We start from the raw sequence: 15,385 nt of genomic DNA, 5'->3' as shown, positions 1-15,385 counted from the left end.
GGAACGCGCCATGCTCCACCCCGAGAAGAAGCTGCCCTTCAACGTCCTCTTCCTCTGCACCGGCAATTCGGCGCGATCGATCCTCGCGGAATCGATCATGAACCGGGTCGGGGCGGGCAAGTTCAAAGCCTACTCCGCCGGCTCCATGCCGGCCGGCAAGGTCAATCCCTACGCCATCACGCTGCTGCAGAAGCTCAACTACCCGACCGACCAGTTGCGCTCGAAGCCCTGGGACGAGTTCGCCGCGCTCAACAACCCCGAGGCCCCCGAACTCGATTTCGTATTCACCGTCTGCGACAACGCCGCTGGCGAGGTCTGCCCGATCTGGCCGGGTCAGCCGATGAGCGCCCATTGGGGTCTGCCTGACCCCGCAGCGGTCGAGGGTAGCGAGGCCGAGAAGACCCTCGCCTTCGCCGACGCCTACCGGATGCTGAACAATCGCATCAGCATCTTCGTGAACCTGCCGATCACCTCGCTCGACAGCCTCTCGCTGCAGAAGCGCCTGGACGACATCGGCAAGACCCAGGGCGAGCCCGCCGGGACCGAATGACTTTGAGAGGATGACTGTGTCGCGTGAACAGACGGCGCCCGAAGCGCCGAAAGCCATGTCGCTTTTTGAGCGCTACCTGACCCTCTGGGTAGCGCTCTGCATCGTGCTCGGCATTGGTTTGGGCCACTTCTTTCAGCCTGCCTTCCAGCTGATTGGCTCGGCCGAGGTCGCCAAGGTCAATCTGCCGGTCGCCGTCCTGATCTGGCTGATGATCATTCCGATGCTGATGAAGGTCGACTTCGGCGCGATGCGCCAGGTCGGCCGCCATTGGCGCGGGATCGGGGTGACCCTGTTCATCAACTGGGCGGTGAAGCCGTTTTCGATGGCAGCCCTGGGCGCCTTCTTCATCGGCTATCTGTTCCGCCCCTACCTGCCGGCCGGCGAGATCAACAGTTACATCGCCGGGCTGATCCTACTCGCGGCTGCGCCTTGCACCGCGATGGTGTTCGTCTGGAGCAACCTGACGCGCGGCGAGCCGAACTTCACGCTCAGCCAGGTCGCGGTGAACGACGCCATCATGATCGTGGCTTTTGCTCCGATCGTCGGTCTGCTGCTGGGCATTTCCGCGATCACCGTGCCCTGGGAGACCCTGATGCTCTCCGTCGGGCTCTACATCGTCATTCCGGTGATCATCGCCCAGGTCGCCCGCAAGGCCCTGATGACCCGCGGCGAAGCTGCGCTGCAAGGCGCGCTCGCCACGCTCGGCCCGGTCTCGATCATCGCGCTCCTGGCGACGCTGGTCCTGCTGTTCGGCTTCCAGGGCCAGCAGATCATCGCCCAGCCGGCGATCATCGCCATGCTGGCCGTTCCGATCCTGATCCAGGTCTACTTCAACTCCGGGCTGGCCTATCTGCTTAACCGCGCTAGCGGTGAAGCCCACTGCGTCGCCGGGCCGTCGGCCCTGATCGGGGCCAGCAACTTCTTCGAGCTGGCGGTCGCCGCCGCCATCAGCCTGTTCGGCTTCACGTCGGGCGCGGCTTTGGCGACCGTCGTCGGCGTTCTGATCGAAGTCCCGGTCATGCTCTCGGTCGTCGCGATCGTGAACGCCAGCAAGGGTTGGTACGAGCGTGGCGGCGCCGTGCGCCGGGTGGCCGCCCGCGAACAGACCCCAACTCCGAAAGCCTCGCCGGTGAAGTCATGAGCTCATCCGAATTTCCGATCGCCATCTTCCACAATCCGGCCTGCGGCACCTCCCGCAACGCCCTGGCGATGATCCAGGCGGCCGGCTACGAGCCGGCCGTCGTCGAGTACCTCGAGGCCGGCTGGACCCGCGAACAGCTTGTCCATCTTCTGAGCGAGATGCACGCCGCACCGCGCGACATCCTGCGCGAGAAAGGCACGCCGGCCGCCGAACTTGGCCTCCTAGATCCCGATGTCAGCGACGATGCGCTGCTCGCGGCAATGGTCGAACACCCGATCCTGGTGAACCGGCCGATCGTCGTGACGCCGAAGGGCGTCAGGTTGTGCCGGCCTTCGGAAGCGGTTCTCGACCTGCTCGACCGCGCACCGGAGACTTTCACGAAAGAAGACGGCGAGGTCGTCCGCCTCTAAGTCGCGCGGAAGCTCCGCCCGCCAGTGACACTTCAGCCAATCGGGCGGATAATGTCCGTATGGCGCGACTTCTAATCGCCATCCTCGCCATTCTGGCCCTGGTGGCCAGCCCGATCACCGCCTCGGCGGCGACCATTGAGTGCGGCGTGGAGGCATCAAGGCCAAACGCCATGGCGTCCATGGATGAGCCTCCCGGCGAACAGCCGAGCGCCCCGATCACTCCCTGCTGCGACAAGGCGCTGAAGAACTGCGCCGCAACGTGCGCAAGCATCTGTGCCGGCGCGGTCGCAGTGCTGTCGGCGACGCCGAGTGGGGCGGCCCTAGCCGCTCAAGTGGCGCCTGAGCCTGGAAACGGTCCCGCCGTGCATCCCCATAGGCCTCCCGGCCCAGATCGGCCCCCGAAACTGTTGGCCTGAGGCCGACGACGAAATCGTCGGTTCCACCGCGCCTGCGCCGGCCGCTCGCGAGCGAGATCCGGCCCCAGCCCAGGCGCCGTCTCGCCGGGACGGCTCACCGCCCGGCGGATCCATCAATCTTGGGGAAGACCCATGACCATTCGCTTCACCATCACCGCCTTGGCGCTCAGCCTGCCGCTGGCGACCGGGGCCTGCGCCGTGTCCGGACAGTACGCCTATCGCACCGCGCCGCCATCCTCGAACCCACACGACTACTTCCGCACGGTGACCCGTGAACCGCTCGCGGCCGAAGGCGAAAAGGCCGACGCCGTCGCGGTCGAGCGGCCTCGCTGACGCACCTAGTCTGCGTCGATTCCGAGGGATCGGCGCAGGCGCCGCGTATTGCTCAATGACGGCCCGGTTGATCGTCCAGGCCGTCGCCGCCGAACTGTGACCTTGCGCAAACCGAAGCTCGGGCATACCCCTATCGCCTCATGTGGAACCTGATCCGCATCGTCGTCGCAGCGCTCGCCCTGGTCGGCTTCGTCGGCCAGACGACGGCGCGTGCTATGCCAATGATGGCGATGGTCGAGGCGGCTGCACCGGCTGACCACGTTGCAATGGCTGGGATGGACTGCGCCGATATGCCTGGCATGTCGCAAATGGCCGATGCGCCCAGGCCGGTCTCCAAGCCGACACCATGTAAGGGCGTCACGCTCGATTGCATTGGTAAGATGGGCTGCGCCACGGTGCCGCCGCCAGTTCCGGCGATTGCGAGCATCCCGCATACGTTCACCTACGAGGGCGTGCACTTCGCGCTCTCCGACCTAACGCGCGAGGGCGTGCTCGCCCCCTTGCTCTTCCATCCTCCTAGACCGCTGGCCTGACGCGCTGGCGTCAGCGTCTGCAGGAGCTCTCAACGAGCGACCGCGGACGCGCGCATGACGCCGCTCAATCAGATCAGCCCGTCCGTCGGACGGGCGCCATCGGCATGGAGAAGGATCATGACCTTCCGAACACTCACTGCGATCAGCGCTGCGGCGCTGACGCTCGGCCTGTCAGCCGCGGCCCATGCGGCCGCCGCTGAGCCGCAGGGCGACTACCGCCTGCGGGTCGCCCCGCCGTCCTCGAACCCGCACGACTACTTCCGCACAGTCGAAAAGGTCCCAGGCTCGCCCGCTGCGGGTGACCAGGCACGGGCGGCGGATTGCGACTGCCCGATGATGAAGAGCGACGCGGCCATGCGCGACATGTGCATGAGCATGGGCCGCCACAGCCCGCAGCCGAAGGGCTAGCCGACTGCCAATCCCCGCGCCGTCTATCCCCTGGCGCGGGGATGCAGGGGCGCCGGCGGTGATCAACCGTCGGCGCTACCGGCCCTCGTTTCATCATGATCACGACCGGAACTCCGATGCGTCTTGTCTTGACCCTGGCCTGCGCGGCGTTAGGCGGCGCGGCCCAGGCTGCGCCACTAACCTTCGATGCCGCGCTCAGGCTCGCCGACACCTCAGCGCCAAGCCTCTTGAGCAAGGACGCCGATGTCGCCGCGGCGCGCTCCGCAGCCGTATCCGCTGGCCGCCTACCCGACCCGAAGCTCGCCGTGGGTCTCGGCAACTTCCCGATCTCAGGACCTCCAGCGGGGACCTTCGACCGCGACAGCATGACCATGGCCACGGTCGGTGTGAGCCAGGACATGCCCAGCTCCGCCAAACGCCGCGCGGACCGTGAACGCGCCACCGCAGACATAGAGGCAGCCGAGGCCGGCGCACGGGTCGAGGCGCGGGCGGTCCGTCTTGCGGCCTCCCTGGCCTGGATCGACCTCTTCTACGCCAGGAAGCGGCTCGCGGCGTTGGATGAGGTGGAGCGCGCCCTCACGCCCCTGCGCGCCAGCGCGCCGTCGCAACTGGCGTCCGGATCGACGCGGCTCGCCCAAGCCCTCGAGCCAGACCAACTCAGCGCCGCCCTCGACGATCGGCGCGCCGAACTGGTCGCCGCGGTTGGCAGGGCCCGGGCTGAACTCGTTCGTTGGACTGGCGAGGCCGATGCTGATGTGGCTGGCCCCCCGCCGAACTTCCAAGTCGATCCGGCCAATTTGCGCGCCGGCCTCGAGAGGCTGCCCGCGCTCCGGGCCTATGACGCCGCCGGCCGCCAAGCCGACGCCGATGTCTCGGCCGCAAAGGCGGAGAAGCGGCCGGATTGGAGCTGGGATCTCACCTACCAGCACCGCGACCCGATGTATGGCGACATGGTCTCGCTTGGTGCGTCGGTCAGCCTGCCGCTGTTCGCCGCCAAACGACAGGACCCGATGGTCGCCGCTCGCGCCTCCAGCGCCACCCGCGTCCGCTACGAACGGGAGGCGGCGCGCCGGGCGCTGGCCGCAGCGCTGGAGGCCGACCTCGCCGACCACGCCATGCATCACGACCGTCTCATGCGCGGCCGCACGACCCTGGAGCCGCTGGCCGCCCGCCGCGCCGACCTGGAGACGGCGAGCTATGCCGCCGGCACGGCGGGGCTGTCGGACGTACTGGGCGCGCTGGTCGCCCTCGCCGAAGCCAAGATCGACATTCTCGACCGCGAGGCCGCCGTCCAGCGCGACGCGGTCCGCATCGTCCAGACCTACGGAAGCGACGCCCAATGATCGCCCTCTCCCGCACTCAGCTCGCCGCCGCCGCGGCCGTGGTCGCCCTCGCCGCCGGCGGGCTCGGTTATGGCTTGGCTCACTTGCAGAGGCTCCCAGCCCCATCGGCCGGCACGCCCGGATCGGAGGGGCGCAAGATCCTCTACTGGTACGATCCGATGGTCCCAATGGAGCGCTATCCGGGGCCCGGCAAGTCGTCCATGAATATGGACCTGATCCCCAAGTACGCCGACGAGACCGAAGCGGGCGGCGGCGTGCGGATCGACCCAGCGGCGGCGCAGAACCTCGGCGTGAGGTTGGCCCGGGTCGAGCGCAGCGCGTTCGCCCAGAGCGTCGAGGCGACAGGCGTCCTCGACTTCAACCAGCGCAGCGTCGCCATCGTCCAGGCCAGGGCCGACGGTTTTGTGCAACGGGTCCATGCCCGCGCGCCTGGCGATGTCATCGCCGCCGGAGCGCCGATCGCCGACCTGCTCGTGCCGTCCTGGAGCGGCGCCCAGGCCGAGTACCTCGCGGTGCGAAAGTCTGGCGACGCGAGGCTGGAGGCTGCCGCCCGCCAGCGACTGGCGCTGCTGGGTATGCCGGATCCGCTGATCGACCAGGTCGCTCGCACCGGTCGCCCCCGCAACGTCATCACGGTCAGCGCCCCGATCGGCGGCGCACTCCAGACCCTGGACGTGCGCCAAGGCATGACCGTCAGCGCGGGGCAGACCCTTGCGCAGGTGTCGGGCCTCTCAAGCGTCTGGCTCAACGCGGCGGTCCCGGAGGCCCAGACCAATCAGATCAAGATCGGCCAGGCCGTCACGGCAACTCTCGCTGCATTCCCCGGCGAGACCTTTAGCGGCCGGATCGCAGCCATCCTGCCGGCCGCCCAGGCGGAGAGCCGGACGCTCACCGTTCGGGCGGAGCTGCCTAATCCTAGCGGACGACTGCGGCCTGGGATGTTCGCCACGGTCCATCTCGGCGGCGAGGCGCAGACGGCCTTGTCCGTGCCGTCCGAGGCGGTGATCCGCACTGGCAAGCGCAGCCTCGTCATGGTGGCCGGCGAGCAAGGCCGGTACGCGCCGGTGGAGGTTCGGGTCGGCCGCGAGAGCGGCGAGCGCACCGAAATCCTGGCCGGCCTCAGCGAAGGCCAGCAGGTCGTTGCTTCCGGCCAATTCCTGATCGATTCCGAAGCGAGCCTCGCCGGGCTGCAGGCGCGGCCGCTCGCGACCGGTGCGGGTACGCCGACCACGGCGCCGGGCGCGCTCCATGAGACGCGGGGTCGGATCGAGGCTCTGTCGGCCGAATCCATCACCCTCAGTCATGAGCCCGTGCCCGCGGTTGGCTGGCCCGCCATGACCATGACCTTCAAGCTGGAGCCGGCCGCCCTGGCCAAGGGCCTGAAGGTCGGCGACCAGGTGGCGTTCGGCTTCGAGCAGCGGCCGGATGGAGCCGTCGTGCGTCGTATCGCCCGGATGGGGGCGGCGCGATGATCGCCGCCCTGATCCGCTGGTCGGTCCGCAATCGTTTCTTCGTTCTGCTCGCCGCCGTGGCGCTTATCGCGGCCGGCGCGCTCGCGGCGCGCACGACACCAGTCGACGCCCTGCCCGACCTATCCGACGTGCAGGTGATCATCCGCACCCCCTATCCCGGCCAGGCGCCGCAGATCGTCGAGAACCAAGTCACCTATCCGCTGACCACTACGATGCTCTCGGTACCGGGCGCCAGGACCGTCCGCGGCTACTCGTTCTTCGGCGACAGCTTCGTCTATGTGATCTTCGAGGACGGGACCGACCTCTACTGGGCCCGCTCGCGGGTGCTGGAGTACCTGAACCAGGTCCAGGCCCGCTTGCCGGAAGCGGCCAAGCCGGCGCTGGGGCCGGACGCCACCGGGGTCGGCTGGGTCTACGAATACGCCCTGGTCGACCGCACCGGCCGCCATGACCTGTCGGAGTTGCGGTCCCTGCAGGACTGGTTCCTGCGCTATGAGCTGAAGAGCCTGCCGGGCGTGGCGGAGGTCGCCAGCATCGGCGGCATGGTCAAGCAGTACCAGGTCGTGCTCGACCCGGTGAAGCTCGCCGCCTACGGCATCACCCACCGCCAGGCCGTAGAGGCGATACAGCGGGCCAACAGCGAGACCGGCGGCTCGGTGCTGGAGCTGGCCGAGGCCGAGTACATGGTCCGCGCCTCCGGCTATCTCACCAGCCTCGACGACTTCCGGGCCATTCCGCTGAAGACCGCCGCCGGGGGCGTGCCGGTGCGGCTGGGCGACGTGGCCATCGTCCAGCTCGGTCCGGAGATGCGCCGCGGCCTGGCCGAACTGAACGGCCAGGGCGAGGTCGCCGGCGGCGTGGTGATCCTGCGTTCGGGCAAGAACGCGCGGGAGACCATCGCCGCCGTGAAGGCCAAGTTCGCGGACCTGAAGAAGAGTCTGCCGCCCGGCGTCGAGGTTGTGACCACCTATGACCGATCCCAGCTCATCGACCGGGCGATCGCCAATCTGCGCGAGAAGCTGGTCGAGGAGTTCGTGGTCGTCGCCTTGGTCTGCGCAATCTTCCTTTGGCACGCGCGATCGGCGCTGGTGGCGATCCTGACCCTGCCGCTGGGCGTGCTGTTCGCGCTGATCGTCATGCGCGCCCAGGGCGTCAACGCCAACATCATGTCGCTGGGCGGCATCGCCATCGCCATCGGGGCTATGGTCGACGCCGCCGTGGTGATGATCGAGAACGCCCACAAGAAGATCGAGCGCTGGGAGGAGGAACACCCCGGCCAGCCGCTCGAGGGCGAAACCCGTTGGCGGGTCATCACCGACGCCGCGGCCGAGGTCGGCCCGGCCCTGTTCTTCAGCCTAGTGATCATCACCCTCTCGTTCGTGCCGGTCTTCACGCTCCAGGGGCAGGAAGGCCGCCTCTTCTCGCCGCTGGCCTTCACGAAGACCTACGCCATGGCTGGAGCAGCGATCCTGTCGGTGACCGTGGTCCCGGTGCTGATGGGCTACCTGATCCGCGGCCGCATCCCGCGCGAAAGCGACAACGCCCTGAACCGGTGGCTGACCGCCGCCTACAAGCCGGCCCTGGACTGGGTGATGGACCGTCCGCGGACCACCCTGATCATCGCTGCATTGGTCTTCGCCACCACGGCCTGGCCGCTCAGCCGGCTTGGCGGCGAGTTCATTCCGGCCATGGACGAGGGCGACCTGCTCTACATGCCCTCGGCCCTGCCCGGGCTCTCGGCGCAAAAGGCCGGCGAGCTGCTGCAGCAGACCGACCGGCTGATCAAGACCGTGCCGGAGGTGAAGACCGTATTCGGCAAGGCCGGCCGCGCCGAGAGCGCCACCGACCCCGCGCCGCTGGAGATGTTCGAGACCACCATCCAGTTCAAGCCGCGCAGCGAGTGGCGGCCCGGCATGACGCCCGACAAGCTGGTCGAAGAGCTGGACCGTGCGGTGAAGGTCCCGGGCCTGGCCAATGTCTGGGTTCCGCCGATCCGCAACCGCATCGACATGCTGGCGACCGGCATCAAGAGCCCGATCGGGGTGAAGGTCTCGGGCGCTAACCTCGCCGAGCTCGACCGCATCGCCCGCGAGGTGGAGACGACCGCCAAGAGTGTTCCCGGCGTCAGCTCGGCCCTGGCCGAACGGCTGACCGGCGGGCGCTATGTCGATGTCGACATCGACCGCGCCGCCGCGGCCCGCTTCGGGCTCAACATCGCCGACGTACAGGAGATCGTCGCCGGCGCCATCGGCGGCGAGACTGTCGGCCAGACCGTCGAGGGCCTAGCCCGCTATCCGATCAATGTCCGCTATCCGCGCGAGAGCCGCGACAGCCTGGAGGGGCTGCGCAACCTACCGGTCCTCACTCCGGCCGGGCAGCAGATCACGCTCGGGACGGTGGCAAGGATCGAAATCGCCGACGGACCGCCGATGCTCAAGACCGAGAACGGCCGGCTCTCGACCTGGGTCTATATCGATGTGCGAGACCGCGACCTGACCTCCGTCGTCGCCGACCTGCGGGACGCCGTCGCCAAGGACGTGAAGCTCTCGCCCGGCGTCTCAATCGCCTATTCGGGCCAGTTCGAATATCTGCAGCGGGCGGTCGAACGGCTGAAGCTTGTCGTGCCGGCGACGCTCCTGATCATCTTCGTCCTGCTCTATGTGATCTTCCGGCGCTTCGACGAGGCGGCCCTGATCATGGCGACCCTGCCCTTCGCGCTCACAGGCGGCATTTGGGCGCTCTATCTGCTCGGCTATCACCAGTCGGTGGCTACAGGCGTGGGCCTCATCGCGCTCGCCGGCGTCGCCGCCGAGTTCGGCGTCGTGATGCTGATCTATCTGAAGGATGCGCTGAAAGACCGGGGCGAGCATCCCTCCCCTGACCAGGTCAAAGCCGCCGTCCGCGAAGGGGCCCTGCTGCGGGTACGCCCCAAGGCCATGACCGTGGCGGTGATCCTCGCCGGCCTCGCCCCGATCTTGATCGGGCATGGCGCCGGCTCAGAGGTCATGAGCCGGATCGCCGCCCCGATGATCGGTGGCATGCTCACCGCCCCTTTGCTCTCCATGCTGGTCATCCCGGCCGGCTATCTGCTGCTCCGCCGCAGATCCTCGCACACGCCCTTCCCACCCGCTTCCAGACAAGGAGATATCCGATGAAGCGCACCACCCTGACTGTCATGGGCCTCGGCCTGACCCTCGCGCTGGCGGCCTGCGGCCAACCGGCCGAACAGAAGGCCGCGGAAGCTCCTGCTGCCCCCGCTCCGGCAATGCCGGCTGGAGACAATATGGCCAGCATGGCGTCCGATGCAGCAGCCGCCAAATCTGTGAAGGCGAAGGGCGTCGTCACAGCCGTCGACGTTGCGGCCGGCACGATCACGCTCGACCACGAGGAGATCCCTGAGGTGAGCTGGCCGGCAATGACCATGGGCTTCAAGGCCACGCCAGAACTGGCTCAGTCCGTGAAGGTCGGAGACAAGGTCGCCTTCGACCTGACCGTCAAGGATGGAGCCGGCGAGATCACCGCGATCCAGAAGCAGTAAGCTCAGCGTGGGCGACGAAAGTCGCCCACCACTCAGCCGCGCTGTGAGCACCAGCGTTCGCGCAACGCCCGGCGACCATTCTGGACGCACGGCCGCCCTACAACGCGACCGAAGCGAAATGGAGCAATCGCCCGTGTCCGGCCTCCCTTACGACGAGGCACGTACGGACGCGGTTCGGCTGTTTCGAATGAAACCGAACACCATCACCAGAAGTGTTGCAAATTGGGCGGCGACACCTTGCCAGGTCGGATAGAGGCCGAGGATCTCGATCCGCGGCAGTCCTGCGATAGGCCGAATTCCCAAAAGCCCGGCCTCCTGAAGCCCGGCCACGCCCTTGCCCGCGAGGATCACCGCGAGGATGGCGATGAGAATTGAGCTGAAGGCGAAGAACTGGGTGATGGGGAGCTTGCGGCTGTAGCGCAAGAGCGCCCAACCGACCACCGCCAGCACGACCGCGCCGGAGGCGGCGCCAGCCAGCATCGCCATATGTCCACCCTGGCTCCAGAGCGCGGCGTAGAAGAGGATGGTTTCGAAGACCTCCCGGTAAACGACCAGGAAGGCCAAGGCGAAAAGGAACCAGGCCGACTTTCGCGACAGGGCCTTGGAGAGCTTATCGCGGATGTAGCGTTGCCAGACATCAGCGCGGCTCTTGCCGTGCATCCAGATTCCGACCGAAACCAGCACTACAGCGGCGATGATCGAGCCGAAGCCCTCCATCAGCTCGCGGCTCGCGCCGCTGATCGAGATCAGATAGGTAGCGGCCGCCCAGGTCAGTACCCCGGCGCCCAGGGCCGCGCTCCAGCCGCCATGCACATAGGGCAGGACATCGGCCCGCCCAGCCTTGCGCAAAAAGGCGACCATCGCCACTACCACCAGCAGCGCTTCTAGGCCCTCGCGCAGCAAGATCGTGAAGGCGCCCAGGAATGCAGAGGCCTGACTGGCCTTCTCGGGCGCAAGGGCGCGCTCGGCGGCGTCCATGTAGGCGGCGAGCTGTTCGGCCTGGCCTTGCACCGCAGCCACGGGCTGACCGGCTGCTATCGCTGATCGATAGGCGCCCATACCGCTCTCTATCCGGCTCATCAGCGCCGGATCGCGCGCCTTGAGAAGCGGCTCGACCGGCTCGAAGCCGTCGAGATAGGCCGACAGCGCCAAGTCAGTCGCCCGTCGCGGGTCGCCCCCCGCATAGGCCGTGGCGCTCTCTGCAAGCCGCGCCCTCGCCAGATCAAGATTGGGGCCCTGTCCCGAGAGCGCCTTCGGCGTCTTACGAAGGTAGGCGGTGAGCGCCTGCGCCTTTTCGGGGCCGAAGTCGGCGGCCAGGGCCTGCGGCGTCGTCTGGGTCAGCGCCGCAAGGGTGCTGAACCGAGCGCGGACTTCCGCATCTTGGCGCCAGAGCCGCTCGCCAGCCTTGGTCTGAGCGTCTTCATAGGCGAGGCCTCCGACGTAGAACGCGAGCGCCCAGCGGTCCGATTCTGAGAGATGTGCGTAGCTGGCCATGGCCGTGCCGTCCAAGCCCTGCCCGATGACCTGATAGAGACCGAAGAGGCTCCGCTGCTGCGCTCGCGCCAAGTCGGTGAACGCGATCGGGGGCGGGTCGAGTCCTTCGGCGTTCGGCCCGTCGCCGGCGCCGTTGGCGCCGTGGCAGGCCGCGCACTGCTCGGCGTAGAGACGCGCGGCGCGGTTCAGGTCCGGAACCATGCGCGGAGCCAGAGGCGTTGGATAGGCGGCCAGCAGCGCGCTCGCCAAGTTGTGGGCGTCACGGCTCACTTGGGCCGGTGGAGCCTTGGCCAGAACCGCCGCCTCCAGCGCAGCGGCGTCACGTACGAGCTGCGGGCGAGCCGGAGTCGCCGGCAAGGTGGCAAGGCGCGCGCGGACCGCCCCGGCGAACTCCACCATCTCCGCATACTCGGCTGGGCTAATGACCTGCCCGTTGTCGACGGCGCCGGCGTAGTCGACCGCGACATAGTCCAGCAGTCGCCACGCGGTCTGCGCCGAACTGCTCTCCTGCGCCATGGCCGGCAACACGAGGAATGACAGGGCCGCAACGACAGCGGCGACGAAGTTGGACAGGATGCGCATGGAGAACCTGATGCTATCAATTCTCCTTATCAGGGCATTGCGCCGCTTGGCGAGCCACGACCTCAAGCCTGCCAGTGACGACGGCCGCTTGATCCTCTAGCGACTTGAGGATGTACCGTCGCGCGATCGTGTATCGGAGGAGAGGTCAATGATCACGGTTCGGCGAGAGGTAGCCTCCACCAGATCGGGAGGCGCATCGTGAGCACAGCTCTGACCCTGCGCGTCGACGGGATGGACTGTGGCGCCTGCGCGACGAAAATCGAGAACGCGCTCAAGCGAGTCCCGGGCGTCAGCGATATCGACGTGAACTACAGCCTGCAGCGGCTGACGCTCGCCTATGACGCCGATCGCACGTCGCCGATCGTCATTCGGGAACGCATTCGCGGACTGGGCTACACGCCGAGCGACGATGGCGGACCCATCTCCGAAGTTGGCGCGCCCAGCGACGAAATCTGGTGGCGATCGCGCAAGGCGCAATTGGCGCTGGCCTCGGGCCTGGCGTTGGCTGTTGCCTTCGTGATCGCGCGCTTGGCGCCGGAATGGACCACATGGGTCTACGCGATCGCGACCCTGGTGGGCCTAGTGCCCATCGCCCGACGCGCGATCGCCGGCGCGGTGTCCGGCACGCCGTTCAGCATTGAAACCCTGATGTCGGTGGCCGCCGCCGGCGCGATCGCCATCGGCGAGGCTGAGGAAGCGGCGGTCGTCGTCTTTCTCTTCACGGTCGGCGAACTGTTGGAGGGAGTGGCTGCGTCGAAGGCCCGAGCGGGTATTCGCGCTCTTGTCGATCTCGTCCCCCGCTCGGCCTTGCGCGAGCGCGACGGCGTCATTGAACAGGTCGCCGCCGCCGAGTTGGCGGTCGGGGATATCGTGGTGATCCGCCCCGGCGATCGCGCGCCGTCTGACGGCGAAGTGATCAGCGGGACCTCGGAGGTCAACCAAGCCCCCGTTACGGGGGAGTCCGTCCCGGTGACGAAGGAACCGGGAGCAGAAATCTATGCCGGGAGCATCAACGGCAACGGCCAACTGCGGGTCGCCATCACCAAGGCCGCCGCCGACAACACGATCGCGCGGATCATCCATCTGGTCGAGGAGGCCCAAGGCGCCCGCGCGCCGATGGCCCGTTTCATCGACCGCTTCAGCGCCTGGTACACGCCCGCCGCGATGGCGGTCGCCGCCCTGATCATCGTGCTGCCCCCCCTCCTCTTGGGCGCGGAATGGCATACGTGGATCTACCGTGGCCTGGCGGTTCTGCTCATCGCCTGTCCTTGTGCACTGGTTATCTCGACCCCAGCGGCGATTGCGTCCGGCCTCGCCGCGGGTGCGCGCAAGGGTCTGCTCGTGAAAGGCGGCGCGGCCCTGGAAACGCTCGGCAAGGTCGCCACGGTGGCCTTCGACAAGACCGGCACGTTGACCCTCGGCCGCCCCCAGGTCAGCGACATTGTCGCTTTCGAGGGCGAGCCAAGCGATTTGCTAGCTAAAGCCGCAGCCGTCGAGAAGGGGTCGAGCCATCCCCTTGGCTTAGCGATCATCGCCCGCGCCGAAGCCGATGGTCTGACGCTGCCTATCGCCTATGGCGTGACCGCCACACCGGGCAAAGCGGTCACCGGCCGCCTGAAGAGCGGTTTTGTTTCGGTCGGCTCGCCACGCTTCGCCGCCGAGCAGGCGCAGTTGAGCGCCGAGCAGGTCGCACGCCTGCAGGCGCTTGAGAGCGAAGGCAAGACCGTGGTTGTGGTGCTGGAATCCAAACGCGCGCTCGGCGCCCTGGCTCTGCGCGACGAACCCCGCCCCGACGCCGTCCAAGGACTGGCGCAACTGCGCGCGATGGGCCTGCGCACGGTGATGCTGACCGGCGACAATGCCCGCGCCGCTCGAGCGATCGGCGAGGCGCTGCAGATCGAGGCCGAAGCGGAGCTGCTGCCCGACGTCAAGCTATCGCGTATCCAGGACCTGCGTGCGCACGGTCCCATCGCCATGATCGGCGACGGCATCAATGACGCGCCGGCGCTCGCCGCGGCCTCGGTCGGCGTTTCCATGGGGGGCGGAACCGACGTCGCCTTGGAGACCGCCGACGCGGCCCTCCTCAACGACAAGGTGACTGGCGTCGCAGATCTGGTGCGCCTGTCGCGCGGCACGCTGCGTAACATTTGGCAGAATGTCGCCATCGCGCTCGGTCTTAAGGCGGTCTTCCTCGCAACGACCCTGATGGGAACCACGCCGCTCTGGATGGCGATCCTTGCCGACACGGGCGCAACCGCCCTCGTGACTGCCAACGCCCTGCGCCTGCTGCGCTTCGAACGCAGCCGCTCGTCAGACCTCTAGATGGGCGGCCTCTGGTCCGGCGCGTTCGAGGCGGGCGATCACTGGGCGATCTGGCGCGGAGCGGTCGGCGACAGCCGCCTCCACCGGCACCTGGCGGCGCAGGCAGTGGTCGCCCCGGCGCCCGTGACGGTGATCGACGCGGCCGGGCAGCGAGCGATCGGGCGTGTCATCCTCATCGATCCGCTGGTTCCGCATCGGCTGGAGCCGGCGGCCGAAGCCGAGATCGTGTTTATCGAACCGACCCTCGCCTCGCTGCCGCTGCAGTTCGCCCGGTCGTGGTCGGCCGCCGCCTCCCCCCCTCCGGTTATCGTCGCACGAGCCTTCGCTGGGCATGACGCATGGACCTGGGCGCGCGTTCTAGACACCCCGCTCCCACCGCGGCCGACCCTGACGCGACTTCAGCCGGCCCTGGCGGAAATCGACCGCCTGCTGCCCCTAGGCGCAGTCCCGCTTGAGGCGGCTGCAGCGAAGACGGGGCTGTCGGCGGAGCGCTTCCGACACCTCTTCGTGGACGCCATGGGCCTGCCGTTTCGGCGATATGTGCTTTGGCGGCGGATCGGCTGGGCTGCCCAGGCCCTCAAGGCGGGCGACGACGCGACCACGGCCGCGCACGGTGCGGGCTTCGCCGACGCAGCGCATTTTTCCCGAACCCTGCGGGCGATGTTCGGCATCGCGCCCAGCGCCTTGCGGCTACCCAGGCCGCCGGCCCGACGCAGCCGCTATGTTCATGCGGGTTCGTCAGGCGAGGCCTAGGCGATATCGACATTCAGGATTCTCACGATGTGAGATGTCTGATTCATAGGGCTCGGTTCGATGGACGGAGCCCTATTGATGTCGGTGAAG

The 15,385-nt window shown here is 67.8% G+C and carries 13 protein-coding genes; 12 read left to right on the top strand and 1 reads right to left on the bottom strand.

Going from position 1 to position 15,385, the window contains the following annotated elements:
- Positions 1-10: 10 nt before the first annotated feature.
- The 10 genes from GGQ61_RS19975 (at position 11) to GGQ61_RS19930 (ending at position 10,144) form a co-directional block, all read left to right on the top strand.
- A complete protein-coding gene (locus GGQ61_RS19975) occupies positions 11-550 on the top strand; it encodes an arsenate reductase ArsC (protein ID WP_183776763.1) in 540 nt (179 codons plus the stop codon).
- A 55-nt stretch (positions 551-605) separates the two neighbouring features.
- Positions 606-1,691 (top strand): ACR3 family arsenite efflux transporter, encoded by a 1,086-nt coding sequence (arsB, locus tag GGQ61_RS19970; protein WP_183776761.1) that lies wholly within the window; start codon positions 606-608, stop codon positions 1,689-1,691.
- Entirely contained in the window at positions 1,688-2,101 is a 414-nt protein-coding gene (gene arsC, locus GGQ61_RS19965) for an arsenate reductase (glutaredoxin) (RefSeq protein ID WP_183776759.1), read from the top strand. The genes arsB and arsC overlap by 4 nt, the downstream gene beginning before the upstream one ends.
- Before the next feature lie 548 nt (positions 2,102-2,649).
- Entirely contained in the window at positions 2,650-2,850 is a 201-nt protein-coding gene (locus tag GGQ61_RS19960; RefSeq protein ID WP_183776751.1) for a hypothetical protein, read from the top strand.
- A 140-nt stretch (positions 2,851-2,990) separates the two neighbouring features.
- The gene (locus tag GGQ61_RS19955) at positions 2,991-3,383 is read left to right on the top strand and encodes a hypothetical protein (RefSeq protein ID WP_183776749.1); all 393 of its coding nucleotides are present in this window, start codon (positions 2,991-2,993) and stop codon (positions 3,381-3,383) included.
- Positions 3,384-3,500: 117 nt separating this feature from the next.
- Entirely contained in the window at positions 3,501-3,791 is a 291-nt protein-coding gene (locus GGQ61_RS19950) for a hypothetical protein (protein WP_183776747.1), read from the top strand.
- A 116-nt stretch (positions 3,792-3,907) separates the two neighbouring features.
- Entirely contained in the window at positions 3,908-5,134 is a 1,227-nt protein-coding gene (locus GGQ61_RS19945; protein WP_183776746.1) for a TolC family protein, read from the top strand.
- Positions 5,131-6,606, top strand: a complete 1,476-nt coding sequence (locus tag GGQ61_RS19940; RefSeq protein ID WP_183776745.1) for an efflux RND transporter periplasmic adaptor subunit — start codon at positions 5,131-5,133, stop codon at positions 6,604-6,606. Before GGQ61_RS19945 ends, GGQ61_RS19940 begins: the two co-directional genes overlap by 4 nt.
- Positions 6,603-9,761, top strand: a complete 3,159-nt coding sequence (locus tag GGQ61_RS19935) for an efflux RND transporter permease subunit (RefSeq protein WP_183776744.1) — start codon at positions 6,603-6,605, stop codon at positions 9,759-9,761. The genes GGQ61_RS19940 and GGQ61_RS19935 overlap by 4 nt, the downstream gene beginning before the upstream one ends.
- Entirely contained in the window at positions 9,758-10,144 is a 387-nt protein-coding gene (locus GGQ61_RS19930) for a copper-binding protein (protein WP_183776743.1), read from the top strand. The genes GGQ61_RS19935 and GGQ61_RS19930 overlap by 4 nt, the downstream gene beginning before the upstream one ends.
- A 147-nt stretch (positions 10,145-10,291) precedes the next feature.
- Here GGQ61_RS19930 and GGQ61_RS19925 read toward each other — a convergent pair whose 3' ends face one another.
- Entirely contained in the window at positions 10,292-12,220 is a 1,929-nt protein-coding gene (locus GGQ61_RS19925; protein ID WP_183776742.1) for a cytochrome c/FTR1 family iron permease, read from the bottom strand.
- Between the two features lie 198 nt (positions 12,221-12,418).
- Here GGQ61_RS19925 and GGQ61_RS19920 point away from each other — a divergent pair, with 198 nt between their 5' ends.
- Positions 12,419-14,542, top strand: coding sequence for a heavy metal translocating P-type ATPase (locus GGQ61_RS19920; RefSeq protein ID WP_312161387.1), 2,124 nt, complete (start codon positions 12,419-12,421; stop codon positions 14,540-14,542).
- Positions 14,543-15,295: a helix-turn-helix transcriptional regulator gene (locus GGQ61_RS19915; protein WP_183776741.1), complete on the top strand. Its 753-nt coding sequence runs from the start codon at positions 14,543-14,545 to the stop codon at positions 15,293-15,295.
- The last annotated feature ends 90 nt before the right edge of the window (positions 15,296-15,385 follow it).

This window comes from Phenylobacterium haematophilum (assembly GCF_014196295.1).
GTDB classification, from domain to species: domain Bacteria; phylum Pseudomonadota; class Alphaproteobacteria; order Caulobacterales; family Caulobacteraceae; genus Phenylobacterium; species Phenylobacterium haematophilum.
The sequence above is the reverse complement of the archived record's forward strand: the minus strand, read 5'-3'. Positions and strand labels throughout refer to the sequence as shown.

Bases quoted from the DNA above. Each gene is read 5' to 3' on its own strand.
- arsB (WP_183776761.1), top strand. From the start codon at position 606: ATGTCGCTTTTTGAGCGCTACCTGACCCTCTGGGTAGCGCTCTGCATC.
- GGQ61_RS19950 (WP_183776747.1), top strand. From the start codon at position 3,501: ATGACCTTCCGAACACTCACTGCGATCAGCGCTGCGGCGCTGACGCTC.
- GGQ61_RS19960 (WP_183776751.1), top strand. From the start codon at position 2,650: ATGACCATTCGCTTCACCATCACCGCCTTGGCGCTCAGCCTGCCGCTG.
- GGQ61_RS19925 (WP_183776742.1), bottom strand. From the start codon at position 12,220: ATGCGCATCCTGTCCAACTTCGTCGCCGCTGTCGTTGCGGCCCTGTCA.
- arsC (WP_183776759.1), top strand. From the start codon at position 1,688: ATGAGCTCATCCGAATTTCCGATCGCCATCTTCCACAATCCGGCCTGC.
- GGQ61_RS19945 (WP_183776746.1), top strand. From the start codon at position 3,908: ATGCGTCTTGTCTTGACCCTGGCCTGCGCGGCGTTAGGCGGCGCGGCC.
- GGQ61_RS19955 (WP_183776749.1), top strand. From the start codon at position 2,991: ATGTGGAACCTGATCCGCATCGTCGTCGCAGCGCTCGCCCTGGTCGGC.
- GGQ61_RS19935 (WP_183776744.1), top strand. From the start codon at position 6,603: ATGATCGCCGCCCTGATCCGCTGGTCGGTCCGCAATCGTTTCTTCGTT.
- GGQ61_RS19930 (WP_183776743.1), top strand. From the start codon at position 9,758: ATGAAGCGCACCACCCTGACTGTCATGGGCCTCGGCCTGACCCTCGCG.
- GGQ61_RS19915 (WP_183776741.1), top strand. From the start codon at position 14,543: ATGGGCGGCCTCTGGTCCGGCGCGTTCGAGGCGGGCGATCACTGGGCG.
- GGQ61_RS19975 (WP_183776763.1), top strand. From the start codon at position 11: ATGCTCCACCCCGAGAAGAAGCTGCCCTTCAACGTCCTCTTCCTCTGC.
- GGQ61_RS19940 (WP_183776745.1), top strand. From the start codon at position 5,131: ATGATCGCCCTCTCCCGCACTCAGCTCGCCGCCGCCGCGGCCGTGGTC.